The sequence below is a fragment of the Rhodoluna sp. genome (genome assembly GCF_024641065.1).
In the GTDB taxonomy this organism is placed as follows: Bacteria; Actinomycetota; Actinomycetes; order Actinomycetales; family Microbacteriaceae; genus Rhodoluna.
On record NZ_JAHEDV010000033.1, the window covers coordinates 71,839 to 95,835 of the forward strand.

24 protein-coding genes and 1 tRNA gene are annotated in these 23,997 nt (G+C 52.5%); 7 read left to right on the forward strand and 18 right to left on the reverse strand.

Going from position 1 to position 23,997, the window contains the following annotated elements; all coding sequences use genetic code 11:
• Positions 1-2: 2 nt before the first annotated feature.
• Positions 3-749 carry an inositol monophosphatase family protein gene (locus Q0L26_RS06250; RefSeq protein WP_296648850.1) on the forward strand — a complete coding sequence of 249 codons (747 nt, stop codon included), beginning with the start codon at positions 3-5 and terminating at the stop codon, positions 747-749.
• On the opposite strand, the gene Q0L26_RS06255 is transcribed toward Q0L26_RS06250, so the two are convergent.
• A complete protein-coding gene (locus Q0L26_RS06255) occupies positions 750-1,058 on the reverse strand; it encodes a hypothetical protein (RefSeq protein ID WP_296648852.1) in 309 nt (102 codons plus the stop codon).
• A gap of 47 nt (positions 1,059-1,105) precedes the next feature.
• Here Q0L26_RS06255 and Q0L26_RS06260 point away from each other — a divergent pair, with 47 nt between their 5' ends.
• Both Q0L26_RS06260 and greA read left to right on the forward strand, forming a co-directional pair.
• On the forward strand, positions 1,106-1,483 hold the full coding sequence (locus Q0L26_RS06260; protein ID WP_296648855.1) for a DUF4307 domain-containing protein: 378 nt from the start codon (positions 1,106-1,108) through the stop codon (positions 1,481-1,483).
• A gap of 12 nt (positions 1,484-1,495) precedes the next feature.
• Positions 1,496-1,984, forward strand: coding sequence for a transcription elongation factor GreA (gene greA, locus Q0L26_RS06265; protein ID WP_296648857.1), 489 nt, complete (start codon positions 1,496-1,498; stop codon positions 1,982-1,984).
• A 51-nt stretch (positions 1,985-2,035) separates the two neighbouring features.
• Here the strand turns inward: greA and ilvA are convergent, their stop codons facing one another.
• Entirely contained in the window at positions 2,036-3,280 is a 1,245-nt protein-coding gene (gene ilvA, locus Q0L26_RS06270; RefSeq protein ID WP_296648860.1) for a threonine ammonia-lyase, read from the reverse strand.
• 57 nt (positions 3,281-3,337) lie between these two features.
• On the opposite strand from ilvA, the gene Q0L26_RS06275 reads away from it, so the two are divergent.
• Positions 3,338-4,534: a crosslink repair DNA glycosylase YcaQ family protein gene (locus Q0L26_RS06275; protein ID WP_296648862.1), complete on the forward strand. Its 1,197-nt coding sequence runs from the start codon at positions 3,338-3,340 to the stop codon at positions 4,532-4,534.
• On the opposite strand, the gene Q0L26_RS06280 is transcribed toward Q0L26_RS06275, so the two are convergent.
• Entirely contained in the window at positions 4,508-5,401 is an 894-nt protein-coding gene (locus Q0L26_RS06280) for a M48 family metalloprotease (RefSeq protein ID WP_296648865.1), read from the reverse strand. The genes Q0L26_RS06275 and Q0L26_RS06280 overlap by 27 nt on opposite strands.
• 37 nt (positions 5,402-5,438) lie before the next feature.
• The gene (locus Q0L26_RS06285) at positions 5,439-6,017 is read right to left on the reverse strand and encodes a LemA family protein (protein WP_296648868.1); all 579 of its coding nucleotides are present in this window, start codon (positions 6,015-6,017) and stop codon (positions 5,439-5,441) included.
• Positions 6,018-6,104: 87 nt separating this feature from the next.
• Between Q0L26_RS06285 and Q0L26_RS06290 the strand changes: the two genes are divergently transcribed.
• The 3 genes from Q0L26_RS06290 to Q0L26_RS06300 all read left to right on the forward strand — a co-directional run bounded on the left by Q0L26_RS06290 (position 6,105) and on the right by Q0L26_RS06300 (position 9,067).
• Complete coding sequence (locus Q0L26_RS06290) at positions 6,105-7,088, forward strand: pirin family protein (RefSeq protein ID WP_296648870.1); 984 nt, start codon at positions 6,105-6,107, stop codon at positions 7,086-7,088.
• Between the two features lie 29 nt (positions 7,089-7,117).
• Positions 7,118-8,002: a pirin family protein gene (locus tag Q0L26_RS06295; protein WP_296648873.1), complete on the forward strand. Its 885-nt coding sequence runs from the start codon at positions 7,118-7,120 to the stop codon at positions 8,000-8,002.
• A gap of 153 nt (positions 8,003-8,155) precedes the next feature.
• Complete coding sequence (locus Q0L26_RS06300; RefSeq protein WP_296648876.1) at positions 8,156-9,067, forward strand: hypothetical protein; 912 nt, start codon at positions 8,156-8,158, stop codon at positions 9,065-9,067.
• A 228-nt stretch (positions 9,068-9,295) separates the two neighbouring features.
• On the opposite strand, the gene Q0L26_RS06305 is transcribed toward Q0L26_RS06300, so the two are convergent.
• The 14 genes from Q0L26_RS06305 to Q0L26_RS06370 all read right to left on the reverse strand — a co-directional run bounded on the left by Q0L26_RS06305 (position 9,296) and on the right by Q0L26_RS06370 (position 23,997).
• Positions 9,296-9,371: transfer RNA gene (locus Q0L26_RS06305), tRNA-Leu, on the reverse strand.
• 48 nt (positions 9,372-9,419) lie between these two features.
• Entirely contained in the window at positions 9,420-10,766 is a 1,347-nt protein-coding gene (locus Q0L26_RS06310) for an NAD(P)/FAD-dependent oxidoreductase (protein ID WP_296648879.1), read from the reverse strand.
• 12 nt (positions 10,767-10,778) lie between these two features.
• A complete protein-coding gene (locus Q0L26_RS06315; protein WP_296648882.1) occupies positions 10,779-12,005 on the reverse strand; it encodes a S8 family serine peptidase in 1,227 nt (408 codons plus the stop codon).
• Complete coding sequence (locus Q0L26_RS06320; protein ID WP_296648885.1) at positions 11,969-12,481, reverse strand: DUF501 domain-containing protein; 513 nt, start codon at positions 12,479-12,481, stop codon at positions 11,969-11,971. Before Q0L26_RS06320 ends, Q0L26_RS06315 begins: the two co-directional genes overlap by 37 nt.
• Positions 12,481-12,957, reverse strand: coding sequence for a septum formation initiator family protein (locus Q0L26_RS06325; protein ID WP_296648889.1), 477 nt, complete (start codon positions 12,955-12,957; stop codon positions 12,481-12,483). Before Q0L26_RS06325 ends, Q0L26_RS06320 begins: the two co-directional genes overlap by 1 nt.
• Before the next feature lie 44 nt (positions 12,958-13,001).
• Entirely contained in the window at positions 13,002-14,291 is a 1,290-nt protein-coding gene (gene eno / locus Q0L26_RS06330) for a phosphopyruvate hydratase (protein ID WP_296648891.1), read from the reverse strand.
• Between the two features lie 103 nt (positions 14,292-14,394).
• Positions 14,395-15,621, reverse strand: a complete 1,227-nt coding sequence (gene hisS, locus Q0L26_RS06335) for a histidine--tRNA ligase (RefSeq protein WP_296648894.1) — start codon at positions 15,619-15,621, stop codon at positions 14,395-14,397.
• 54 nt (positions 15,622-15,675) lie between these two features.
• Entirely contained in the window at positions 15,676-16,215 is a 540-nt protein-coding gene (locus Q0L26_RS06340; RefSeq protein ID WP_296648895.1) for a hypothetical protein, read from the reverse strand.
• A 74-nt stretch (positions 16,216-16,289) separates the two neighbouring features.
• The gene (locus tag Q0L26_RS06345) at positions 16,290-16,991 is read right to left on the reverse strand and encodes a MazG family protein (protein WP_296648898.1); all 702 of its coding nucleotides are present in this window, start codon (positions 16,989-16,991) and stop codon (positions 16,290-16,292) included.
• Positions 16,988-20,392, reverse strand: a complete 3,405-nt coding sequence (gene mfd / locus Q0L26_RS06350) for a transcription-repair coupling factor (RefSeq protein WP_296649258.1) — start codon at positions 20,390-20,392, stop codon at positions 16,988-16,990. Before mfd ends, Q0L26_RS06345 begins: the two co-directional genes overlap by 4 nt.
• Before the next feature lie 147 nt (positions 20,393-20,539).
• Positions 20,540-21,127, reverse strand: a complete 588-nt coding sequence (gene pth / locus Q0L26_RS06355) for an aminoacyl-tRNA hydrolase (RefSeq protein WP_296649261.1) — start codon at positions 21,125-21,127, stop codon at positions 20,540-20,542.
• Positions 21,128-21,131: 4 nt separating this feature from the next.
• Positions 21,132-21,701 carry a 50S ribosomal protein L25/general stress protein Ctc gene (locus tag Q0L26_RS06360; protein WP_296648901.1) on the reverse strand — a complete coding sequence of 190 codons (570 nt, stop codon included), beginning with the start codon at positions 21,699-21,701 and terminating at the stop codon, positions 21,132-21,134.
• A gap of 130 nt (positions 21,702-21,831) precedes the next feature.
• Positions 21,832-23,004 (reverse strand): APC family permease, encoded by a 1,173-nt coding sequence (locus tag Q0L26_RS06365; protein WP_296648905.1) that lies wholly within the window; start codon positions 23,002-23,004, stop codon positions 21,832-21,834.
• A gap of 18 nt (positions 23,005-23,022) precedes the next feature.
• Positions 23,023-23,997 (reverse strand): ribose-phosphate diphosphokinase, encoded by a 975-nt coding sequence (locus Q0L26_RS06370; RefSeq protein ID WP_296648907.1) that lies wholly within the window; start codon positions 23,995-23,997, stop codon positions 23,023-23,025.

A 23,997-nucleotide genomic window follows, 5' to 3' on the forward strand; every position in this document is an offset into this window, starting at 1 on the left:
GCATGAACTTAGACGCTCTTCTTCAAACGGCAATCGAAGCTGCTAATGCAGGTTCTGCCGAATTAGTAAAACGCTTTCGCGGCGAATTGAAAATTCAAACCAAGACCAGCATCGCCGACTATGTAACTGATGCCGATCTAGCCAGCGAAACAGCGGTTCGTGACGTTTTGAAGCGGTTGAGACCAAACGACGCTGTGACCGGCGAAGAATATGATGCAACTGAGGGCACGGATGCCGCTTATCGCTGGAGCATCGACCCACTTGATGGAACCGTTAATTTTGCTCGCGGCTTGCCGAATTTTGCAGTTTCAGTTGCAGCTTTAGATTTGGCTACCGACCAGTGGGTTGTTGGCGTTGTAATTGCACCAGCTCTTGGCGACACTTTCTTAGCAACGCGAGGTAGCGGTGCATTCAGAATTCGCGACGGAAAACGCGAAGCTATTTCTGGCCCACCGGTTGAGCGCGAGGCGCGCATCCTTGCTACTGGTTTTTCGTATTCGGCTGAAACCCGCAGAGCAGAGTTTCAAAAACTTACTGAACTCATGCCTGACTATGTAGACGTTCGACGATTCGGTTCAGCTGCCTTAGATATTTGCCACGTGGCCGAAGGCACAATCGACGCGTATTACCAAGTCGATATCAAAGAACACGACTGGGCCGGAGCCATGTTGATTGCCGAAGAAGCTGGGCTTGAGGTCAAGCGCCCAACCGCAGACGACGAACAGGCTTGGGCGAAACTGCCCGCTTAGTTAGTCGCGCTTTGGCTTGGCCGGGGCAGCTGGGCGAGCCGGCTTAGTAACAGCCTTTTTGACAGTTGCAGCAGGCTTTTCTGAGGTTACGGTTTCCTGTTCGGCATCTAGACGAGCCGCGATTTCTGCACGGTAACGAATGCGGCGCACTCGACGAACCATGTCAAAAATCAGAGCGATTGCCGCAGCTGTGATTCCGAAAACAGCAAGAAAACCAACTGTGCCTGGGCTGTACCAAACTTCAGAAGGATCAACCGACGGGCTTGGGCTTGGCGATGCAGCTAGCAGTGCTGAAAACAGAATGTTCATGGTTTAAGTATGTAGCCTTAAAGCCTATGAATTCTCAAGCTGACCTAATGTCTGAGCGCTATGGCAAAAAGCCTGTCGACTCAGTTCGTCAGCGCAAAATCGTAATTGCGCTCGCTTCGACACTGGTGGCACTTTTTGTAATTTGGGCAATCAGCACAACCATGACCAACGCAAATCAAATCGTCGCGAAATCAACCGGCTATGAAGTTTTAAACTCGGGTCAAACCAAAGTCAACTTCAACGTCATACTTGCAAACGACAAAGATACAGCCACCTGCGCCGTTCAGGCACTGAGTGAAAGTTATAGCGTGGTGGGTTATGTCGAGGTTGAAATTCCGGCCGGCGGCTCAGGAAATTACGAAACCATCGTTAAAACGACTGAATTGGCAGTTACCGGTCAAGTCGACAAATGCTGGTTGAAATAAACTAGAGAAACTATGTCTGAAACCCATGAGCCAACCTGGCTAACCCAAGCTGCCTATGACCGACTCGCTGCCGAGCTCGAGTATCTGTTGACAGTTGCACGCTCTGACATCGCTAAGAAGATTCAAGAAGCGCGAGAAGAAGGCGACCTCAAAGAGAACGGCGGCTACCACGCAGCCAAAGAAGAGCAGGGCAAGATCGAGGCTCGTGCTGCGCGACTTGAGAACATCCTGGCTAATTCAGTGGTTGGTGAAGCTCGCGAGAGCCACGGTGTTGTTGAGCAGGGCACCATTGTTCGCCTGAACATGAACGGCAGCGAACTTGAGTTTCTATTGGGTAGCGCCGAGATTGCTGAAGGCACTGCCATTGATGTTTACAGCCCAGATAGCCCAATCGGCACCGCAATTATAGGAGCCAAAGTTGGCGACACAGTGAGCTTCTTTGCCCCAAATGGCAAGGAACGTTCAATTGAGATTCTCGAAGTCAAAAACTTCGAAGGCTAGAAACCTAAATAAAAAAACCCGGTCACGCAGACCGGGTTTTTGGTTTGAAGGCTATTCGGCTTCGATGCGGGCCTTTAGGCCGGCATCATGCAAAGCCTTGAGCACCCGTTGGCGGTGTTCGTGGCCGGTGGTCTCAACACTCATACGCAGTTCAACTTCGCTGATCTCAAGCCCTTTACCGTGACGAGTGTGCAAAACCTCAACTACGTTTCCGTGTGCTGCAGCAATTGCTTCGGCAGTCTTGACCAATTGACCAGGGCGATCTGGCAACATCACCGAAATCGTCGTGTAGCGCTCAGATGCCGCCAATCCGTGGCCAATGACCTTTTGCATTAGCAGCGGATCGATGTTTCCGCCAGAAAGCACAGCTACAGTCTTGCCTCGAGGCTTGATAGCACCCGACATAAGTGCAGCAACAGCAACGGCTCCGGCAGGCTCAACAACCTGCTTGGCACGCTCCATCAGAACAACAATTGCCTTGGCGATTTCATCGTCGCTTACGGTCACAACTTTGTCTACGTGCTGCTTTATCAATTCGAATGGAATACGACCTGGCTTGCCCACTGCGATGCCGTCAGCGATTGTTCGCGTGATAGTCAGTTCGGTTAGTTTGCCAGTTTTGAGCGAAGGCACATATGGTGCGGCATGCTCAGACTGAACACCAATTACCTTGATCTTGCGACCCTGCTGAGCAGCTTTCAGCTTGGCTGACACTGCCAAACCAGCTGCCAAGCCACCGCCACCGATAGCAACCACGATGGTATTCACATCAGGTACTTGATCCAAGATTTCAAGACCAACGGTTCCTTGGCCGAGCACAACATCCATGTGGTCATAAGGCGGGATAAAAATCGCACCTTTCTTGGCTGCATGTGCCTGGGCGGCCTTCAAAGTTTCGCTGAAGATCGAACCGGTCAAAACCACTTGGGCACCGTAGTTTTCCGTTGCCTGAAGCTTTGGCAAAGAAGCACCAACCGGCATAAAAATTGTGGCTTTTATGCCCAAATTTCTAGCCGCAAGGGCAACACCCTGGGCATGGTTTCCGGCAGATGCGGCAACAACACCCTTTTTGCGCTCGGCTAGCGACAATTTGCTGATGATGTTGAATGCACCGCGAATTTTGTAGGCGCCGGTGCGTTGAAGATTTTCACACTTCAGTTCGACATCGTGACCGATGAGCTCTGAAAGGTAGTTCGAGTGCAGCACCGGGGTCTGAATTGCCACCTGAGACACATTCTCGTGAGCGGCTTCAAACTCGGCAAGAGTCGGCGCAACTACAGGAGCAGTCTTTGACATGGCGGATTCCTAACTAAATCTATGCTGGTTAGAAGTCTAGTTTGAGATGAGGTGCACATGGCTGAACCAATGAGCATGCGCGAAGCACGGTCGCTAGCGATTGCAGCGCAGGGCCTTTCGGGTGCGCCAGATTCAACAGTGTTGCAGACCATCGACCGACTAGGTCTTTTGCAAATTGACTCAGTCAATGTGTTCGAGCGCGCGCACTACATGCCGCTCTTCTCGCGTCTGGGCACCTATGAAAAGCACGAACTCGATAGCCTTTCGGGCGGCTTCAATCCATCCTTGATTGAATACTGGGCCCACGAAGCCTCAATCATTCGAACCGAGAATCTACCGCTTTATAAATGGCGCATGTATAACTGGCGCGCTGGCGAATTAGCCAAGGGCAACGATTCTTGGATGGCGCAACAGAGCGACCTATTGAAGTGGATAAAGGCGGAGCTTGCCGAAAAGGGCCCGCTAACAGCCAATGCCATCGAACACGATCGCAACGTTCGAAGGGGTAATTGGTGGGGCTGGAGCGACGTCAAGCGTGGTCTCGAAGCTTTGTTTGGAATCGGCGACTTGGTCTCAGGCGGCCGAGAAAAATTCAGCAGAATTTATGCACTACCCGAGCAGGTCTTGCCTACTGAGATTCTCAATGCCTCGATTTCGGCAGACGAGGCAAAACGCCGTTTGATTTTGCAAGCCGTGACTGCAATCGGTATCGGCACGAGGGCCGACATTCTTGACTGGCACCGACTAAACAAGCGCGATGCGAATCACATCATCGATGAGTTGATTGAGGCTGGTTCGATTGTTGAGATGAAGGTTGAAAGGTGGCGCGAAGCCGCTTTGGCCTCGCCGTCGACACTCGAGCAAAGGGTTGACTCAAAATCGAGAACCACACTGCTGAGCCCTTTTGATCCGTTGATTTGGTATCGACCAAGAACTGAACGGCTATTCGATTTTCACTACCGAATTGAAATTTACACTCCCGAGGCAAAGCGGAAGTTCGGCTATTACACGCTTCCGGTGCTGCACGATAACCAAATTATTGGCCGCATCGACCTTAAAAATGACCGCCAAAACAACTACCTAATTGCAAAAGCGAGTTGGCACGAAGACGGCCTACCTGCCCGAAAACTCAACAGTTCGACAGGTGCACTTGCAAAGCATCTTGCTGCAGTGGCCAAGTGGCAAGGCTGCACTCAGGTTCAGATTGAACCTAAAGGCAATTGGGCCTTAGAACTTGCCGCCCATTTCGCGTAGACGTTCTACGCGCTTTGGAATCGGCGGGTGAGTAGAAAAAACACGCTCAACTAGACCTGGCTTGATTGGGTCGTTGATGTACATGTGCGCCATTGAGCTGCTTGCTCTGCGCATCGGTCGACCATACTGACCAAGTTTTTCTAGCGCTGATGCCAGACCCTCTGGGTATCTCGTGGTGTGGGCTCCGGTTGCATCGGCGAGGTACTCACGCTCGCGCGAAACGGCAGCCGAAACGATTGGCCCAATGAACCAAGCAATAATGCTGGCGACAATGCCGATCAAAATAAGCGCAAGACCAAAACCATTGTCGTTTGAGTTTCGGTTGTTGCCATGGCTAGAAAAGAAAGCCGCACGAATTGCCATGTCGGCCAAAACGCCAACTGCCGAAACTAGGCCAAACACAATGGTTGAAACTCTAATGTCGTAGTTCTTCACATGGCCAAGCTCGTGAGCCATGACGCCCTCGAGCTCTTTGTCATCCATGATTGCCAACAAACCGGTGGTGGCCGCCACAATCGCGTGCTTAGGATCGCGCCCGGTGGCGAAAGCGTTTGGTGCTTCGTCTGGAATCACATAAACCTTTGGCATCGGCATGCCTTCGGTGATCGAGAGGTTCTCAACAATGCGCCAAAGTCTAGGGTTATCGGCCTTTTCAATCGGCACGGCACCGCTCATGGCCACTGCAATTGAAGACGCAACAAAATACTGAAAAAGTGCATAAACCACAATGAAGCCAAGGATGAAAATCGCGCTTGAACCATTGCCAGTGGTTTGCCCCCACCAAATCGAGATACCGCCAAGTAGGGCAATAAAGCCACCGACGATTAGAAAGGTGTTGCGTTTATTTGCTGCAATAGCTGAGTACATCAGGCCCCTGTGTTTTGAAAACTAACTGCGAAAAAGTTTAGAACTTTACAGTCGGTGGCTCTTGAATAGCAGCGCTGTCGGCAACCTCAAAGAACTTGCGTGCAGCAAAACCTAGACGCTTAGAAAAGACGTTCTGAGGGAACTGCTGAATCTTGGTGTTCAGTTCGCGAACGCCACCGTTGTAGAAACGGCGAGCGGCCATAATCTTGTCTTCGGTGTCGGTTAGCTCTGCCTGAAGGCTCAAAAAGTTCTGGTTAGCCTGCAGTTGAGGGTAAGCCTCGGCAACTGCGAACAGGCTCTTGATTGCTGAGTGAAAACCATCTTCGGCAACAGCTGCCGCGGCAGGGTCTGCCATCGCTGCCGGAGACACAGTTGCCGCGCGAGCTTTGGTTACGTTCTCAAAGACCTCGCGCTCATGGGTTGCATAACCCTTGACGGTTTCGATCAGGTTCGGAATCAGGTCGGCTCGGCGCTTGAGCTGAACGGTGATGTCGCTCCAGGCCTCGTCAACACGAACATTCAGGGTGACTAGCCCGTTGTAGGTTGACCAAAGCCAAATAATTGCGATGGCAACAATACCAACGATTACGATGAGTGCTACTAATCCAGTTTCCATGGCTCAATGCTATGGGAATAAGATTTGTCTAGTGGGGCTTTACTTGGGTGTACTCTAAGTATATTCACAGCAATAAAGGAGACTCAAATGCCTGCAGTAACCGCTGACACCCTCACTCTGCCTCGTTTAGATGCAGCAGTTGGCCGAGCGCGAACCATCAAGTCGGTTACTCGCGGCCCGCAGGCTCACGAGGGCGAAGGATTCCCAGTAACCCGAGCCTTTGCCGGAGTCTCATATCAAGACCTAGACCCGTTCATTCACATGGACCAAATGGGTGAAGTTGAATATGCACCATACGAGCCGCGAGGCACAGCTTGGCACCCTCACCGCGGGTTTGAAACCTTCACCTACATGATTGACGGCACCTTCTTGCACCAAGACAGCCACGGCGGTGGCGGAATCATTGAGAATGGCGCCACCCAATACATGACCGCTGGTGCTGGAGTTTTGCACATTGAAACCCCGCCTGAATCGCTAGTGATGTCTGGTGGAATCTTCCACGGGCTTCAGCTCTGGATCAATCTTCCAGCCGCGAAAAAGATGATTGACCCGGCTTATCAAGGTTTGAACGGTGACGACGTCAAGTTGATTTCTAGCCAAGATGGCGGCGCACTCATCCGTGTGCTTGCTGGTGAAATCGGCGGCTTTGTTGGCCCCGGAAAATCACAAACCCCGATGGCGATCGCACACATCACCTTGGCCCCTGGAGCTTCGGTTTCACTGCCTTGGAACCCAATGTTCAACGCCCTTGCCTACACGCTCGCTGGTGCAGGCACCGTGGGCGAAGAAGGCCCGGGCACGAATACCGCCAAGATTTCAACAGGCGCACTGACCGTGTTTGGTCATGGTGATCGAGTTGTTTTCACCGCGGATGAAACCCAAGATTCTCGCCACAACTCGCTCGAGATTTTCTTGCTTGGCGGGCTGCCGATCCGCGAACCAGTGGTTGCCTACGGTCCGTTTGTGATGAACGACAAAGCTGGGGTAATCAAGGCCATGGAGGACTATCAGTACGGTCGCTTTGGCCAAATTCCCGATGACGCCATTCAGCCTTTTCATCACCGCCACTAATCACTGTCGACAGTAGTTAGGCTGATGCCATGTTGCTAGAACCTCGTTTGGTGAAGCTCACCACTCGCACCGGAATCGAGATTTCGCGCACTCTGCCCAATGCCAAGAAACGCATGATTGGGGCGTGGGCTTTTGCCGATCACTTTGGCCCGACCGTTCAAGCCGATGGCATGGTAGTTGCAGCACACCCCCACACCGGGCTTCAAACAGCCACTTGGCTAATTGAGGGCAGCATTGAACACCGCGACAGTCTAGGAACAATTCAGCACATAAACCCGGGTCAACTGAACCTTATGACTGCAGGTTACGGAATCGCTCACAGTGAGTTGAGTCTTGCCGACGCAAATCTTCTGCACGCTGTTCAACTTTGGATCGCACTGCCCGATTCAGCTCGCGACATGGCACCTGCTTTTCAGCACGTTGAATATCCACCTAAAGTGATGCTGGGCGCAAACCAGGTTTGTATTTTTGCTGGGTCGTTATTGGGCAAGACGGCCGAGACCACTCTGTTCAGCGAGCTCGTCGGTGCTGAGGTGCGCATCCCTGCGGGCGAAAAAATCACCTTGCCGGTTAGAGATGATTTTGAACACGGATTCTTGATTGTTCAGGGTGAAGCGCGGGTGGCTGAAGAGATTGGTTTGACTGGCCAAATGATGTATCGGCAGCCCGGCACGGATAGTTTTGAAGTCACTGCAGGCTCAGAAAATTTGATTGTGATTTTGCTCGGTGGCAGGCCGTTTGAAGAGCCAATTGTGATGTGGTGGAACTTCATCGGGCGCTCTCACGGCGAAATTCTCGAAATGCGAAGAGCCTGGAACGCTCGCGAAAATCGCTTTGCAGAATTCCCTGATCGAATTGGCAAATGGACGCCCGCCCCTGAGTTACCCAACGTAATTCTCCGCCCTCGCAAATAGATGTTGGGTATACCTCGCATATCAGCAAAAATAAGTGGCTTTAAGCCATTTATGCCGAATAAATGTTCTTAAAAGGGAATGTTTTGGGGCAATAATTAGACCTGATAAAGGATTTCCAGGGGGATATTCTTTCAACCCAATCAGGAGAAAAGTATGAATCGCAAAATCTCAAAGGTGCTGGCTGCGGGCGCAACCGCAATTGCACTAATGACCATGGCTTCAACCCCTGCCTCAGCACTTGTTGCAGACGGCCCAGCAGTATTGGTTTTCTCAAACGAGAGCTGCACTGACCCTGACCAAGAAGACGCAGACATCGCAGCTTCACTCGGCGTCATTGCCAAATCGGTAACCCTATTTGATGGCGGCGACGCTAGCGAAGCTGCCTGGACAGACGCCCTTGACGGCATTGACGTGCTTACCCTGCCAGAGGGCTGTAACTTCGGCGAGGTAGCCATGTTCTCAGCTGAAGCTCAGGCCTACATTAAGACTTGGATCGAGTCAGGCAAGACTGTTGTCGGAACCGGCTCATACGACCACGCTGAGTTCATCAACTACATGACTGGTCTTGACTTCAGCACCGAGTTCGACAACAACACAGAACTCAGTGATGAACTTGCCAACCCTTGGACCAAGCAGACCGATAACGCCGATCTTCCAGCGACTGTTCCAAACGGTAACTACACCGGCGGCCTGATGGGCTACTCAACCTGGTCTGCTGAAAAGAAGGCCTTCGTGACCCCGGTTTACTACAGCGAGGGTGAAGACAACCTTGGCGTTGCCTACTTCACTTTCGGTTCGGGCTACTACATCTACAATGCCTACGACTGGTACCCAGATTCAGACGAAATCACCAACGGCGTGCGTGCAACCTGGGATGAAACCCTGCAGTTCGCAGCAACCGGTCAGATTGCTCCTCCAACCACTGAAGAGCCAGTTGTTGAGCCTACTGTTAAAGAAGAGCTAGCTGACACCGGTGTTGACGCAGTTGCTCCTTTTGCAGCTGGTGCAGCACTGTTGATTGCAGGTCTAGTAGTTATGTTTGCGCGACGCCGCCAGACCAACTAATTAGCAAAAAGTAGAAATTGCCCCGGCCATTGGTCGGGGCAATTTTTTATGCTCTTTGGTCGAGTAGCCACTTGAGCAATGCTAGTTGTTCACGGGCCCCCTCCCCAGCACAGCTGTGTACTCACGGAGCCTCTCACCCCTCCCCAGCAAAGCTGGGGCCCCAAGGTGTTTCTCACCCTACACGCCCAAAAATGAAGCCGCCGGTCACTTGGACCGGCGGCTTCATTTTGGTGCCCCTAGTGGGACTCGAACCCACACTGTGTCGATTTTAAGTCGACTGCCTCTGCCATTGGGCTATAGGGGCGTCTAATGAAAAGGGATGCCCTAAGGCATCCCTTTTCGATTTAGAAGATTACTTCTTTGGTCGAGATGCGAAGGTCTCGAAGGCCACGCGAGGGTCTTTGGTCGCTGAGATCGCAACGATGTCGCGCTTCAGCAAGAAGTTCCATACCCAGCCAGAGAATACGCGAAGCTTGCGCTCCCACATAGGCATCGCCAAGCCGTGGTAACCACGGTGCATGCACCAGGCGATGAAGCCCTTGATTGCTAGCTTCTTGTACTGGAACACACCTACACCGATTCCAAGGCCTGCAACAGCACCCTTGTTCTTGTGCAAGTACTCCTGAATGCCTTCGCCACGGATAGCAGCCACAACGTTCTTAGCAAGCAACTTAGCCTGACGCACAGCGTGCTGAGCGTTAGGAACACAGAAGCCACCAACGCCGCCGCCTGAAAGGTCTGGAACAGCCGAAACGTCACCGGCAGCCCAAGCATCAGCAACAACTTCTTCACCGTTGACAACCTGAAGGGTTGCCTTAGCGGTGATGCGGCCACGCTCGTCTAGAGGTAGGTCGGTGTTGCGAACAAATGGGTGAGCCATAACACCAGCAGTCCAGACGATTACGTCTGACTCAAAGCTTTCGCCGGTTGAAAGTTCAATCTTGCCCTTTTCAGCTGACTGAAGCTGGGTGTTTAGGTGAACCTTTGCACCGCGTGCATCTAGGTTTGCAAGAACCCACTGGCTGGTCTCAAGTGAAACCTCAGGCATGATGCGGCCCATTGCTTCAACCAGGTGAAAGTGAGTGTCTTCAAAAGTGATGTTTGGGTAGTAACGCAACAGGTAGCTGACCAAAGAACGCATTTCTGCGAAAGTCTCGATACCTGCGAAACCGCCACCAATAACCACGAAGGTCAAAAGACGGTCACGAGCAGCACCCGCTGGCAAGTTAGCTGCCTTGTCTAGGTTGGTGATGATGCGGTTGCGAATCTCAACTGCTTCTTCAATGGTCTTTAGGCCGATTGCGTTGTCGGCTACACCCGGAATCGGGAAGGTACGTGAAACCGCACCAGCAGTAACCACGATCTGGTCGTACTTCTGCTTATAAGGCTTTAGACCAGGAACCTCGATGGTTGCAGTCTTCTTGGCGTGGTCAACGTTGGTGACCTTACCTGAGACGATGTTGGTCTTCTTTAGGTGGCGACGGTGTGAGGTCACAACGTGACGTGCCTCAATCGAACCGGCAACAACCTCAGGTAGGAAAGGCTGGTAGGTAAGGTATGGAAGCGGGTCAACCATGGTGACCTCAGCCTCGCCCTTGCCAAGTAGCTTCTCAAGTTTGAATGCGGTGTAGAAACCAGCGTAACCGCCACCGACGATTAGAATTTTTGGCGCAGCGGCGCCGCTCTTGTTTGCAGACATTCTTCTAATTTACTACCTTCTACGGGCCAATATGTTACGTCTAAGTCTGCGCGCCACAGAAAATATGACGCCGATTCCAAGCACTCCATAGAACACAGATGTGGCTATCCAAGAATTGTCGGTTGGCTTACCCTCGATGGTCTCCCCCAGTGAGTCTTGAGGCAGAGGTTCATGGATGCCAGATTCGCCGGAGACATCCGTGATTTCACCGCTGGCACGGTAAAGGTCAACCCATCGGTCAAGCGACCCAAGGGGGTTTTCGGTGACCGGTTCAACACTTGCGGTGAGTGCGCGCAGCGGGTCAATCAGGCCATAACCATAAAGCGGAGAATAGGACTCTTCGGTTTGCTTGTCGGCAGTCTTGATCACTCGGTTGATCACATTATTTGCGTCAAGTTCGGGGTAATAAGCCCGCACCAAGGCCACTAGTCCGCTAACAATTGGGGCTGCGCCACTTGTTCCGCTCCAGACCCGATAGTCACCACCAGGGTAAACACCAATCAAGTCATCGGCCGGCGCACTCACACCGATAGTCAGCCCGGTGGTTGATGCCTCGCGGCTTGCCTTGCCGTTGCGATCGACTCCAGCTACCGCCAAAACACCTGGAATAGTCGCTGGCGCCGCTACGGTATCGGTGCCAGAAGACCGGTTTCCTGCTGCTGCAACAACCACGACGTCATGGTCAAAGGCATAACCAAAAGCAGCATCCCAGCTCTCTGGCCAGCCCGCACTGCTTCGAGAGAGCGAGAGGTTGATTACTGATGCCCCATGATCGACTGACCAGTAGATTGCTTTTGCGATTTCATCGTCAGTGTTGATGCCGTCAACCCCAAAAGCCAAGGATGCGCTGATGAGCGAGGCTTCGGGAGCTGTGCCGATTGCGCCTTTTGAATTGCCATGGCCACGCCCTGCGATCAATCCAGCCACCATGGTTCCGTGATAATTACTCGCGCCAACCGGTGTGGTTCCGTTGATATCTCCGAGCCCAGAAAAATCTTCGCCATCAACAACTACGTTTTTGAGGTCGACGTGGGTGGCATCAATGCCGGTGTCGATTACAGCAACGCGAACGCCTTTACCTTTGGTGAGGTTCCATGCTTTTTTAAATGAGTAGTCGGTGAGCCAATATTCACGATCGCGAATTTCATCGGCTGAGGCAGGCTGGGCTGCAAATAGCACCCCAGCAACAGTGAGTGCTAGTGCTAGTAGCTTTCGCAGACGCACTTGTATGGGCTCCATGAGCAGGCTTCAAGGGCAATGTCGCCGATTGGGTTCACACCAGGGCCCGCGGCCAAAGCGTGACCGATTAGCGCGTGCAAGCACTTCACACGGGTTGGCATTCCACCGGCTGAGATTCCTGAGATTTCAGGCACATCTAAACCAAGTTTTTTGGCCGTGCGATCACGGTCGGCGATGAAAGATTCGTGGGCCTTTTGATAGGCCTCGGCTAGTTCTGGCTCCTCACCAAGACGAGCCTGCAGTTCGGCCATGAGTCCGCTTGCTTCAAGAGTTGAAACAGCAGCCGTAGCACCACGGTGGGTTAGGTAATAAGTAGTCGGAAAAGGTGTTCCGTCTGAAAGCCTTGGAGCGGTGTGAACCACGGTTGGCTTGCCACAAACGCATCGGGCAGCGATAGCAACGATGTCTCGAGCAGGTCGCCCAAGCTGGCGTGATACCTCAGCGATGTCAGCTTCGGTTACTGGGGTTAGCGGCATTACTTGGTTGCTCCTGTTGATTCTTCGGTCGGCACTTCGGTTCCGGCGCGAATCACAGATTCGAGAACGGCATCTACCCAGTTGTTTTTAGTTTCGCGAATCTCAGTAGATATTTCGATGGTGTTTGTTCGGTCAGCCAACTGTGCGCCAACTGTTCCCGAGGTGTCATTCGGGTCGATTTCATCGGCACCCAAAACCAGGTATGAAATCTCGCCCGGCATCACATAATAGAGGCGGTCACGGGCTTGAGAACGAATATAAACAGGGTCTTCCCAGCGCTTGCGCTCTTCTTGCATGGTTAGAACGTCAGCCTTGGCCTGGTCTACGTCAGCTTGAGCCTCAGCAATGGCCTGTCGTTGTGAAACCCAGGTTTGCATGCCAGGCGCCAGCGAGATTACGCCAACCACAATGGCAGCCAAAATGGCCAGCAGTTGAAACTTATTAGAAACGCCCCGCAATGCCATCGATGTTGCCATCGACGGAGCCTTTGCGGGGCGTTTCATAGGTTTAGAACCCGAGCTTACTTAGCGGTGAAACGAGGAAAAGCTGAACGACCAGCGTAGAACGCTGCATCTGATAGCTCTTCTTCGATGCGTAGAAGCTGGTTGTACTTTGCAACACGCTCTGAACGAGCAGGTGCACCGGTCTTGATCTGGCCAGCGTTGGTTGCAACGGCTAGGTCAGCAATGAAGGTGTCTTCGGTCTCGCCTGAACGGTGAGAGATGATGGCCTTCATGCCGTGACGCTGAGCAAGTGAAACTGCATCTAGGGTCTCGGTCAGGGTACCAATCTGGTTTACCTTCACCAAGATTGCGTTGCCAGCAGCCTCGTCGATACCCTTCTGCAAACGTGCAGGGTTGGTTACATAAAGGTCGTCGCCAACAAGCTGAACCTTTGAGCCAAGCTCAGCAGTCATCTTGGTCCATGAAGCCCAGTCATCTTCTGATAGCGGGTCTTCGATTGATACCAGCGGGAAGCGTGCAACTAGGTCTGCGTAGTAAGCGATCATTTCGTCACCGGTGCGCTCTTGGCCTTCGAAGGTGTACTTGCCAGTTGCCTCTGAGTAGAACTCGGTTGCAGCAACATCAAGAGCAAGTGCAATTTCGGTGCCTAGCTTGTATCCAGCCTTGGCAATTGCCTCAGCAATTAGCTCTAGCGCAGCTGCGTTGGTCGGAAGCTCAGGTGCGAAACCACCCTCGTCGCCCAGACCGGTTGAAAGGCCCTTGCTGTGAAGCAGGCTCTTTAGTGCGTGGTAAACCTCAACACCCCAACGAATTGCTTCGCTGAAAGTCTCTGCACCTAGAGGCACAATCATGAACTCCTGAATGTCAACACCGGTGTCAGCGTGAGCGCCACCGTTGATGATGTTCATTAGAGGAACTGGAAGAGTGTGTGCGTTTGGGCCACCTAGGTAGCGGTAAAGAGGCTGACCGGTTGACTCAGCTGCTGCACGTGCGTTTGCCATTGAGACACCAAGGATGGCGTTTGCGCCCAGGTTCTCTTTGGTTGCAGTGCCGTCTAGAGAGATAAGTGCTGCATCGACTAGGCGCTGGTCTTGTGCGTCAAAACCTGCAAGTGCCTCATCAACGGTCTCAACTACAGCCTTAACTGCGTTCTGAACACCCTTGCCAAGGTAACGGCCCTTGTCGCCGTCGCGGCTTTCGTGTGCTTCGAATGCACCAGTTGATGCACCTGATGGAACTGCAGCGCGACCAAAGCTGTCGTCTTCTAGCAGAACCTCAACCTCAACGGTTGGGTTTCCACGTGAGTCAAGAATTTCGCGAGCGCCAATGGCTTCAATGATTGACAAGGTTTCTCCTTATTTGGGCTGTTTTGAACGCGCCAGACGGCGCTAAAAAACGTCGTCGTAATGGTTATTAGTTTAGTTCTAGCCGTTTAGATTTAGCGAGACATTAGCCGATTTGGCGCAATGCCAAATCACCGAATGAAATGGCGTCTACACCTACAGAAGCGAACGAGCCGAAGCCCTGTTCAGCCATACTGCCTAGCAACATGTTGAGTTTTTTCGGGCGCTGCTCGAGTCGCACACGGTAACCAGCTGCAATTGCCTCTTGCTGAAGATTCAAAGCATTACCGATCACTGCAGAATCAGTCGAATCAAGAATCAACACCAGCGATTTGGCATTGTCAGGCGAGACCTCGACCAAGTCGACCGCGCGTTCAAAGCCAATTGAAATACCTACCGCAGGCGCATCGGTGCCAAGCCAACGGCCAACCATGCCGTCATAACGACCGCCACCGCCAATTGATGAGCCAGACTCAGGGTGCTCAATCTCAAAAATTGTGCCGGTGTAGTAGCCCATGCCTCTGACCAAGGTTGGGTCAAATCGAAGTCGCCCTTTACCGTGACGCGCCTCAACAGCAGCAAAAATCTCGTTCAACTCAGCCGGAATAGGCAAATCGCCAGCAATGGCGTTCAACCACGCGGCAGCACGCTCGGCAACAGCAGCATCGAACTTCTCGGCTAGCTCAGCAACCACGCCTTCAGCGGCAATTTTGTCGAGCTTGTCGATGGTGATCATCGCCGAACCCTTGCCAGCCTCGGGCACACCAAGTTGCTCCAATAGATTGGCCAAGAGAACGCGGTGGTTCACTCTGATGCTCGCATCATTCAAACCAATTGCAGCGAGGGCATCCAAGCTGGCATTTAGAAGTTCAATTTCGGCAAGGATGCTGGCGTCGCCAATGATGTCAATGTCACATTGCACAAATTGACGGTAACGACCCTTTTGCGGGCGCTCTGCACGCCAAACGGGCCCGGTTTGCAATGCCTTGAAAACTGCAGGCAATTTGGTGCGATTGGTTGCGTAATAGCGAGTCAAAGGCACGGTTAGGTCGTAACGAAGGCCCAAATCGGCAAGATTATCTTCGCCGTCAGATGCGGCGAGCGCAGCCTCAAGCTCTGCTCCACGCTTCATGACCCTGAATGCAAGTTTCTCGTTGTCGCCGCCCTGGCCCGAGGTTAGTCGAGCCAGATCTTCAAGCGCAGGAGTCTCAATTTCTTGAAAGCCATGGCCAAGGTAGGTCTCGCGAATCTTGGTTAGAACTTGATCGCGACGATTCTTCTCAACCGGAAGAAAGTCGCGCATTCCGCGAGGTGGGTGCACATCTTTAGCCATTCCCCAAGTTTGCCACAGGGTTGGCGCTTAGCCGATTAGCCGGAGCCAACTCAACTAGTCGTCTTCACCAGAATCTTCAGAATCTGCAGCATCTTCAGAATCGACTTCATCTTGGTCATCGTCAGAATCATCGTCAGAGTAGCTGCCGCGATCATCGTCATCTTCGTCGCCTGTGTATGAACCTGAACCGTTTGAACCACCTGCGCTTGGCGTCGCGCTAGAAACGTTTCCGAAATCAAGTGCCGGCAGAGGCACATCAATAGCTGGTGCAGTTGAGTCAACGACCGCAGGGTCAAGAGATGAATCGATTGAAGCTGAAGACACTGTGTCATTGCTAAGACTTAGTGCGTCTTCAGCCACTGGCAGGGTTGCGTTGGCTGTGTCTAGGCCAGTATCAGCTGCAATTTTGGCCGCTGAATCGCTGGTTTGAGCGGGTACCGCATTTTCACCGAAGAAGCCGCTGCTGCCAATTGCTGGGGCAACCATTTGAAAAGCGAATAACGCACTTGCGGCAATAGTCAGCCCGGGCACCCAAACAGACTTGCCAGCTTTTGGCTTTTCGTCGTATTCATAAGGTGACTGGTTCTCGTCCATTTTGCCCTCCAATTGCAGTGTTTCTGCACAATTAGAAAAGCACTCGCACCTGACAAATCTCTGTGAAAACGGTGTTATTCCTCTGTGGGAAGAGCGATGACACCGGCATCCGTGGCGTCTTCTAACTCGACTTCGCGAATCTCAACCTGAAGTTCACGAACGGCACTTCGAAGGGCACGCTCTGGGTCAAGCCCTGCCTTGCGGCCCGACGAAACGATGGCCAACAAAATTGCGCCAAGCTCGTCTTCGCCGGTTATGGTGAATGCACCTGGCTCGTCTGCGTCTAGCAGACCGATCTTCTCGGCTTTTCCAAGCACCTTGTCGGCAAGCGCCAAAGCTGGCAGGCTCTGCGGAATGCCATCTAGAACACTCGAACGCTCAGGCTTTTCGCGTTGCTTGTGGGCATCCCAGTTGACCATCACCTCGTCGCCGGTTTTAGCTGCATATTTCTCAAGCTCCTCGGGCGTACCGAAAACGTGCGGGTGTCGACCCATCATCTTTTTGGCCGAAAGCTCTGCAACATCTTGGATGTCAAAGCTCTCGCCCAAAGACCCTGCGGCGGCGAGGTCACTGTGAAAAATCACTTGGTAGAGCACATCGCCGAGTTCTTCTAGAATTTCGTCACGGTCGCCCGATTCGATGGCATGAACCAGTTCGTAAGTCTCTTCAATCAAATATTTCGTCAGCGACTCATGGGTCTGCTCGGCATCCCAAGGGCAACCGCCAGGCTGGCGAAGCTTGTGAGCAACCGCAATCAATTCATCAAGTTTTGTCATTTTGTGCCTGCCTGTTCATTATTTTGATCTGGTGCGACTGCAAAAACCCGCGACAAAAACGCCCAGGCCCAGTCGATGATTTCTTTGTCTCGCATTGGTTCAAAGTTTTGGTCTCTTGGTGCAGGCACCATCAGGGTCTTCGCAGATTGCAGGTATTTGGCACCCGGGAACAGGTGTGTGAGTTTTACCTGCGCAGCTTCATCCAAGGTGACCGGTTGCAATTTAACCTGCAAGCCAAGGATGTTGAAATCTTTGAGGCCGAGACGATTCGCTTGCTGGCGCAGCTCGGTGACCTCAATTAGATTCTTGACCGGGTCAGGAGCCTTGCCATAGCGGTCTTCTAGCTCGGCGAGAATGCCGTCAAGCTGGGCCCTGGTGCCGAGTTCGCCAGATGCCGCCGAAAGCTTGTGATAGGCCTCCAGGCGCAAGCGCTCACTGTCTACATAAGTCGATGGAATGTGAGCATCGACAGGCAATTCAAGTTTTAGCTCTGCTGGCGCCTCAATCCTCTCACCTTTGAAATCAGCCACAGCCTCACCGATCATTCGTAGGTAGAGGTCGAAACCAACACCCGCGATGTGCCCTGATTGTTCGCCACCGAGAAGGTTGCCGGCACCTCGAATCTCAAGGTCTTTCATTGCAATCTGCATGCCGCCACCCAGCTCGTTGTTTTGAGCGATTGTTGCCAAGCGGTCGTGAGCTGTTTCGGTCAGCGGCTTGTCTGGTGCATAGAAGAAGTAGGCGTAGGCACGCTCGCGACTGCGACCAACGCGGCCACGAATTTGGTGCAACTGGCTGAGGCCAAAATTCTCAGCTCGGTCGATAATCAAGGTGTTGGCATTAGGAATGTCGATGCCGGTTTCGATAATCGTGGTTGACACCAAAACGTCAAATTTGCGTTCCCAGAAATCAACCACAACCTGCTCAAGAGCAACTTCTGACATTTGACCGTGTGCTACAGCAATTCGGGCTTCGGGAACCAGTTCGGCCAATTGATGTGCAACGGCCTCGATTGAGCTAACGCGGTTATGCACGAAGAACACCTGCCCCTCACGAATAAGCTCGCGCCTGATAGCCGCAGCTACCTGCTTCTCGCTATAAGCACCGATGAAGGTCAAGATTGGGTGACGCTCTTCAGGCGGGGTCGCCAGGGTCGACATCTCACGGATGCCCGTAATTGCCATCTCAAGTGTGCGAGGAATAGGAGTTGCTGACATCGAAAGAATGTCGACATTAGTCTTCATCTCTTTCAACTTCTCTTTGTGTTCAACGCCAAACCGTTGCTCTTCATCGATGATGATTAGGCCCAGCTGCTTAAACTTGACGCTCTCGCTTAACAAGCGGTGGGTACCAATGACCATGTCAATTGAACCGTCAGCCAACCCAGCGAGGGTTTCTTTTACCTCTTTGGCCGTTTGAAAACGTGAGAGAGACCTGACATTTACCGGAAAACCTGCGTAACGCGCTTCGAAAGTATCCGTGTGCTGACGCACCAACAGCGTGGTTGGCACCAGCATTGCCACCTGTTTGCCATCTTGGATAGCCTTGAAGGCGGCTCGAACGGCAACTTCGGTTTTGCCATAACCAACGTCACCCGCGAGCAGGCGATCCATCGGAATCTCGCGCTCCATGTCGCGCTTTACCTCGTCAATCGTGGTGAGCTGGTCAGGCGTTTCAACGAACGAGAATGCTTCTTCGAGTTCATGCTGCCACTCGGTATCAGGCCCAAAGGCATAGCCCCGAGACTTCATTCTGGCTGAATAGAGCTTGACCAAGTCGATAGCAATTTTACGAATGGCCTTGCGAGCGTTGCCCTTTGCTCTCGCCCAGTCGGTGCCGCCCATCTTTGAAAGAACCGGCGCCTCGCCACCAACATAGCGAGTGAGCAAATCAAGTTGATCGGTTGGCACAAACAGTGTGTCGCCAGGGTAGCCGCGCTTGCTTGGCGCGTATTCAATCAGCAGATATTCACGTTGCGACTGCAGTTTGCCAACGCCGCTGGTTCGCTGAACAAGCTCAATAAAGCGGCCGATTCCGTGAGTTTCGTGAACCACATAATCGCCAGACTTGAGGCTCAGCGGGTCAACAGCCTGACCACGTTTGGCAGCCAACTTTCGAACCTGCGGGCTCACATAAGCCGAGCTCTTGCCATAAAACTCAGCTTCGGTAAGAACAATCAGTTTGCTGTCGGGTGCGGTGAAACCTTTTCGAAGCGAACCCTGAGCAACCTCAGCCTTGATTGAGGCGGCGTTCATCAACTCTTGTAGGCGCTCTACCGTGCCATGCCCCTCAGCTACCAGGATGATTTGCTGCCCGTTTTTAGCTTGGTCTTCAAGCCACTCGGTTGCCGTCGTGTCGAGCCCCTTGAAATTCGGAATCTCGAATAACCCAAGATTGACCAGCGAATCATCATCGGCACCGAACTGTGAAACGGTGAACATGGCCCGGCCATCCAAGGCATCTTTGAACTGGCTAAGTTCGACAAAACCGCCGGTGCTCAAATCAATCGGAGCGCTCGCACCTTCGGTGGCGGCATCCCAGGCAGCATGCAAAAACTCTTCATTAGTTTCAACCAGGCTGGCCGCTCGTGCAGCAGATTTTTCAGGTGAAAGTAGGGTGACCAATGTATTCTTCGGCAGGTAATCGGTGAATGGAACCAGCTTGTCGACCAGTACCGGAGCCAATGATTCCATGCCATCAACTGGAATGCCTTCGGCCAACTTGGCAAGCATGGTGGAGATGTTTGGAAACTCGTGAACCATCTCACGGGCCCGCGACGCAACACTCGGTGTGATGATGATCTCGCGAGCCGGATAGATCTCAATTTCGTCGACTTTGCCTTCGATTGAACGTTGGTCAGCCACCGAAAATTGTCGGATCTCATCGAGTTCATCACCGAAGAATTCAAGGCGCATTGCATGTTCGGCTGTGGTCGGAAAAATATCCAGGATGCCGCCGCGAGCAGCGAACTCGCCACGTTTGGTAACCATGTCTACTCGGTGGTAAGCCAGCTCAACGAGCTTTAGCGACAACTCGAATAACAAATAATCTTTGCCGCGCTCAAGTTTGAGAGGCGGAAACTTTGCCAAACCTTCGACAACCGGCTGGAGAACAGCGCGCACTGATGCAATCACGTAAACCGGGTGGGTGATCTTCTCGCCCAGCGCCTCGATGTCACCGAGACGATGCAAAACTTTGAGTCGCCGTCCTACCGTTTCGGGGCTAGGGCTAAGCCTTTCGTGAGGCAGGGTCTCCCAAGAAGGAAACTCAAGTATTTCTGAGTCTGGTTCCAAATCATGCAAGGCAGCTGCAAGGTCTTCGCCCTCACGACCGGTCGCAACAACGATTAGTTGCACTGGCGAGAGCTTTGAGCTCTTTCGAAATTCGGTGATTGCCGCCACTACAGCCGAGTGCGCGCCCTGAGGAGCGATTAGATCAACACGTTGATTTTTGATTTTCGCTTGAAGTGCTGCGAAGGGATACCCTTCAGAAATGAGTGCGCCAAGGCGCGACAGGGCCTTGAGATTTTGCGTACTCACAGGGCAAGTCTAATTGCCAGCAGTGTTGAAGACATTTTGAGCTGCCTGAACTCCATTGCGCACGATGGCCTCAACTGCATCGGCTGCGATTTCTAGCGTGACCGGCAAGTTCTTGCGCTCGGCCGATGAAAAATCTTTAAGTACAAAGTCTGCGGTATCCATACGACCCGGTGGTCGACCAATACCCACTCGAATACGAGCAAAATCGTTCGACCCGCTTGCCGCAATAATGTCGCGAAGACCGTTGTGCCCGCCGTGGCCACCACCCTGTTTGATGCGAACGGTTTCGGCATCAATATCTAGTTCGTCGTGAATCACGATGACATTTTCAACTGGGATGTCATAGAACTTCATCAGCGACGAGACTGGGCCACCGCTGGTGTTCATGTATGAACCAGGCTTGGCGAGAATAACTTTTGGGCCACCAGCAAAGAGCCGAGCCTCGGCTACGGCAGCATTAGATTTGTGGCTTTTGAAACTGACACTGATTCGATCGGCCAAAACTGAAAGAACCATCTGGCCAACATTGTGCCGATTAGCAGAATAGTCGGGCCCGGGGTTACCGAGCCCGACTACTAAGTAAGCCGAATTATTCAGTTGATTACTCTGCTGCTAGTTCTGCTGCGTGACCAGCTGCGGTTGCAACTACAGAAGCGATTAGCTCGTCGTCTGCTAGCTCAAGCTTTGCGCCTGCAGGAACCTTTACGTCCTTAGCAAGAACGTGGAAGCCTGCGCCCTCCTTGTTGAAGACAACCTCAACGAAGTCAGGAATGCTGGTTGCAGCAACTTCTAGCTTCACGGTCTTGTGCTCAAGGTCGATTACGGTGCCAGATAGTGACTCACCGATTACGTGAACAGGAACCTCAACGTGAACGCGCTCACCCTTGATTAGGGTCACTAGGTCAACGTGCTCGATGATCTGGGTTACTGGGTCTTTTGAAGCGCTCTTTACAAGAACTGACTCTTCTTTGCCATCGATGGTTAGGTCGATAACTGCGTTCTTGTGGCGAAGGATAAGTGCAAGCTCGCGAGCAGGAACGGTGATGTGACGAGCCTCGGTGCCGTGACCGTAGATAACTGCAGGGGTCTGACCTGCTGCACGGAACTTGCGAGAAGCACCCTTACCGAATGCGTTGCGGACTGAACCGGTTAGCTTTGCTGCTGTGTTCATGTTTGTTTCCATTCTGATTTGGTTTATCAACTCAAGCGTTGAACGCGAGGATACCTGCCAGTGGAAACCGGCTAATTGCCCCGTCGATAACGGCCCCAAATGGAGCCCTCGCCGTTGTCTTTATGCCAGTCTAGCGGGGTTGAAGCCCTTCGGCAAACAGCAAACCGGCCGATGACGCCAAAATAAGGCAAAGCGCCAGGCCAATCAGCGGAACAAATTTTGGCATGATTCTTTCTTCATCAGGCTGAGCCAAAGCACTCAGGTGCCCTACCGCGTAATAGAACAGGACACCAAGTGAAGACAGCGAGATTACCCAAGCAATCGGTCCAGAGAAGACCAATACGCCGGCAATCAGAGCGATAAAGATTTCTGCCATCCAAGGTGCGCCAAAGCGGTTTCGCTTAGCGAAGAGTGCGGTGATGGCTCCATCCGTAGCCATTTCAGCGGCAGTTCTAGAGACACCGGCCAACAACGCCAACATTGAACCCAACGATGCAAGTGCTGCAACTGCGATAACCAGCCAACCAAGCTGCAGCCCCATGGCAGAAAAGTGAGCGACAAAGGGCATTGAATCGGCAACTACCGTAGCCGGAAGAATTGGTGCGAGCACGTTGGCCAGCCCAATGTAAATCAGCAAAACCAAGGCAAGGCTGATGGCGATAGCCTTTGGAATGTTGTTCTTGGCGTCACGCACCTCAGAGCCAAGCGTGGCAACTCGCGCGTAGCCAGCAAAGGCAAAAAAGAAGATTGCTGCCGCTGCCAGAATTTTTGGATCTTCAGACATGCTTACCGGAGCAACCAAATCAATCGCGTATGGGTGAAAACCGCTAATCACGATTGTGAACACCAACAACGAAACAGTAATGCCGGCCAAAATTGCGGCTATGAGGGCGGTTCTTTGTATTCCAAGAATGTTGATGATTGCCAAAACTGCAATAGCAGCCGCGCCGACCTGAGTTTTGTACTCGGGCAAAACATACGAGCCAAAGACTAGAGCAATGGCAGCAATTGAGGCAATTTTTCCGAGGATGAATGCCAGCCCAGCGGTGCGAGCTAGTTTCTCGGTTCGGTAAACCCGGGCATAAGCATAAACACCGCCTGGTCGATCGACTTGTCTAGCCAATTGATAAATCGACGCCGCATTGAGTGCGGCAGTAGTTGCAGCAATCATAAGAGCTAGCCAAAGCCAGTTGGCAGCCAAGTCAAATGCTTCACGAAAAACTACGAAAACACCAGCGCCAAGCATTGAAGCAAGCCCGATGGCGATTGCTCCGAATAACCCGACCTGCTGGGTAGGTTTCATCGTGGTTGGCTACGCGACTTAGGCGTGACCTGGGAACAGCTTGTTGACTGATTCGTCACCAAAAACTGCGCTGATTGCTGCTGCGATTAGCGGCGCAATCGAGAGCACGGTTAGGTTGTCGAACTGTTTTTCTGGAGTGATAGGCAGGGTGTTGGTAACGATAACCTCGTCAACAACGCCTGAAGACAAACGCTCAACGGCTGGGTTCGAGAATACTGCGTGCGTTGCAGCAACAATCACTCGAGCTGCGCCGTTGTCTTTTAGAGCCTTAGCAGCGGCAACGATGGTGCCGGCGGTGTCGATCATGTCGTCAACCAACAAACAGGTTCGGCCCTTAACATCACCAACAAGCTCGTGAGCTTCAACCTGGTTTGGGCGGTCTGGGTCGCGACGCTTGTGAATGATTGCCAGTGGAGCACCAAGACGCTCTGCCCAGATGTCAGCAACACGAACGCGACCAGAGTCTGGCGAAACCACGGTCAGGTTTTCGTTGCCAAAACGCTCAGCAACATGATCTGCCAACATTGGCAACGCCCAAAGGTGGTCAACTGGGCCGTCAAAGAAACCTTGAATCTGAGGAGTGTGCAAGTCAACCGACATGATGCGGTTAGCGCCGGCTGCTTTGAATAGGTCGGTCATTAGTCGAGCTGAGATTGGCTCACGACCCTTGTGCTTCTTGTCTTGGCGGGCATAAGGAAAGAACGGTGCAACAACGGTGATTCGTTTTGCTGACGAACGCTTCATAGCGTCAACCATCAAAAGCTGTTCCATAACCCAGTTGTTAATGCCTGCAGCGTGTGACTGAATCACAAAAGCGTCTACTCCGCGAACCGACTCTTCATAACGAACAAAGGTCTCACCGTTGGCGAAGTCATATGCCGTGGTTGGCACAAGTGAAGTGTTTAGCAGGGTTGCTACCTCTTCAGCCAGTTCTTGGTGGGCACGTCCGCTTACGATTACCAGTCGCTTTGAGTTGCTGGCTGTGATTTCCAA

What these genes read in the sequence shown, in the direction of transcription:
- Q0L26_RS06345 (WP_296648898.1), bottom strand. Translation starts at nt 16,991, where the DNA reads ATGACAAAACTTGATGAATTGATTGCGGTTGCTCACAAGCTTCGCCAG.
- Q0L26_RS06320 (WP_296648885.1), bottom strand. Translation starts at nt 12,481, where the DNA reads ATGCCGCTAACCCCAGTAACCGAAGCTGACATCGCTGAGGTATCACGC.
- ilvA (WP_296648860.1), bottom strand. Translation starts at nt 3,280, where the DNA reads ATGTCAAAGACTGCTCCTGTAGTTGCGCCGACTCTTGCCGAGTTTGAA.
- Q0L26_RS06255 (WP_296648852.1), bottom strand. Translation starts at nt 1,058, where the DNA reads ATGAACATTCTGTTTTCAGCACTGCTAGCTGCATCGCCAAGCCCAAGC.
- Q0L26_RS06275 (WP_296648862.1), top strand. Translation starts at nt 3,338, where the DNA reads ATGGCTGAACCAATGAGCATGCGCGAAGCACGGTCGCTAGCGATTGCA.
- Q0L26_RS06340 (WP_296648895.1), bottom strand. Translation starts at nt 16,215, where the DNA reads ATGGACGAGAACCAGTCACCTTATGAATACGACGAAAAGCCAAAAGCT.
- Q0L26_RS06360 (WP_296648901.1), bottom strand. Translation starts at nt 21,701, where the DNA reads ATGAACACAGCAGCAAAGCTAACCGGTTCAGTCCGCAACGCATTCGGT.
- Q0L26_RS06295 (WP_296648873.1), top strand. Translation starts at nt 7,118, where the DNA reads ATGTTGCTAGAACCTCGTTTGGTGAAGCTCACCACTCGCACCGGAATC.
- Q0L26_RS06280 (WP_296648865.1), bottom strand. Translation starts at nt 5,401, where the DNA reads ATGTACTCAGCTATTGCAGCAAATAAACGCAACACCTTTCTAATCGTC.
- Q0L26_RS06315 (WP_296648882.1), bottom strand. Translation starts at nt 12,005, where the DNA reads ATGGAGCCCATACAAGTGCGTCTGCGAAAGCTACTAGCACTAGCACTC.
- Q0L26_RS06325 (WP_296648889.1), bottom strand. Translation starts at nt 12,957, where the DNA reads ATGGCAACATCGATGGCATTGCGGGGCGTTTCTAATAAGTTTCAACTG.
- Q0L26_RS06300 (WP_296648876.1), top strand. Translation starts at nt 8,156, where the DNA reads ATGAATCGCAAAATCTCAAAGGTGCTGGCTGCGGGCGCAACCGCAATT.
- hisS (WP_296648894.1), bottom strand. Translation starts at nt 15,621, where the DNA reads ATGGCTAAAGATGTGCACCCACCTCGCGGAATGCGCGACTTTCTTCCG.
- Q0L26_RS06290 (WP_296648870.1), top strand. Translation starts at nt 6,105, where the DNA reads ATGCCTGCAGTAACCGCTGACACCCTCACTCTGCCTCGTTTAGATGCA.
- Q0L26_RS06310 (WP_296648879.1), bottom strand. Translation starts at nt 10,766, where the DNA reads ATGTCTGCAAACAAGAGCGGCGCCGCTGCGCCAAAAATTCTAATCGTC.
- Q0L26_RS06260 (WP_296648855.1), top strand. Translation starts at nt 1,106, where the DNA reads ATGTCTGAGCGCTATGGCAAAAAGCCTGTCGACTCAGTTCGTCAGCGC.
- Q0L26_RS06365 (WP_296648905.1), bottom strand. Translation starts at nt 23,004, where the DNA reads ATGAAACCTACCCAGCAGGTCGGGTTATTCGGAGCAATCGCCATCGGG.
- Q0L26_RS06250 (WP_296648850.1), top strand. Translation starts at nt 3, where the DNA reads ATGAACTTAGACGCTCTTCTTCAAACGGCAATCGAAGCTGCTAATGCA.
- Q0L26_RS06285 (WP_296648868.1), bottom strand. Translation starts at nt 6,017, where the DNA reads ATGGAAACTGGATTAGTAGCACTCATCGTAATCGTTGGTATTGTTGCC.
- greA (WP_296648857.1), top strand. Translation starts at nt 1,496, where the DNA reads ATGTCTGAAACCCATGAGCCAACCTGGCTAACCCAAGCTGCCTATGAC.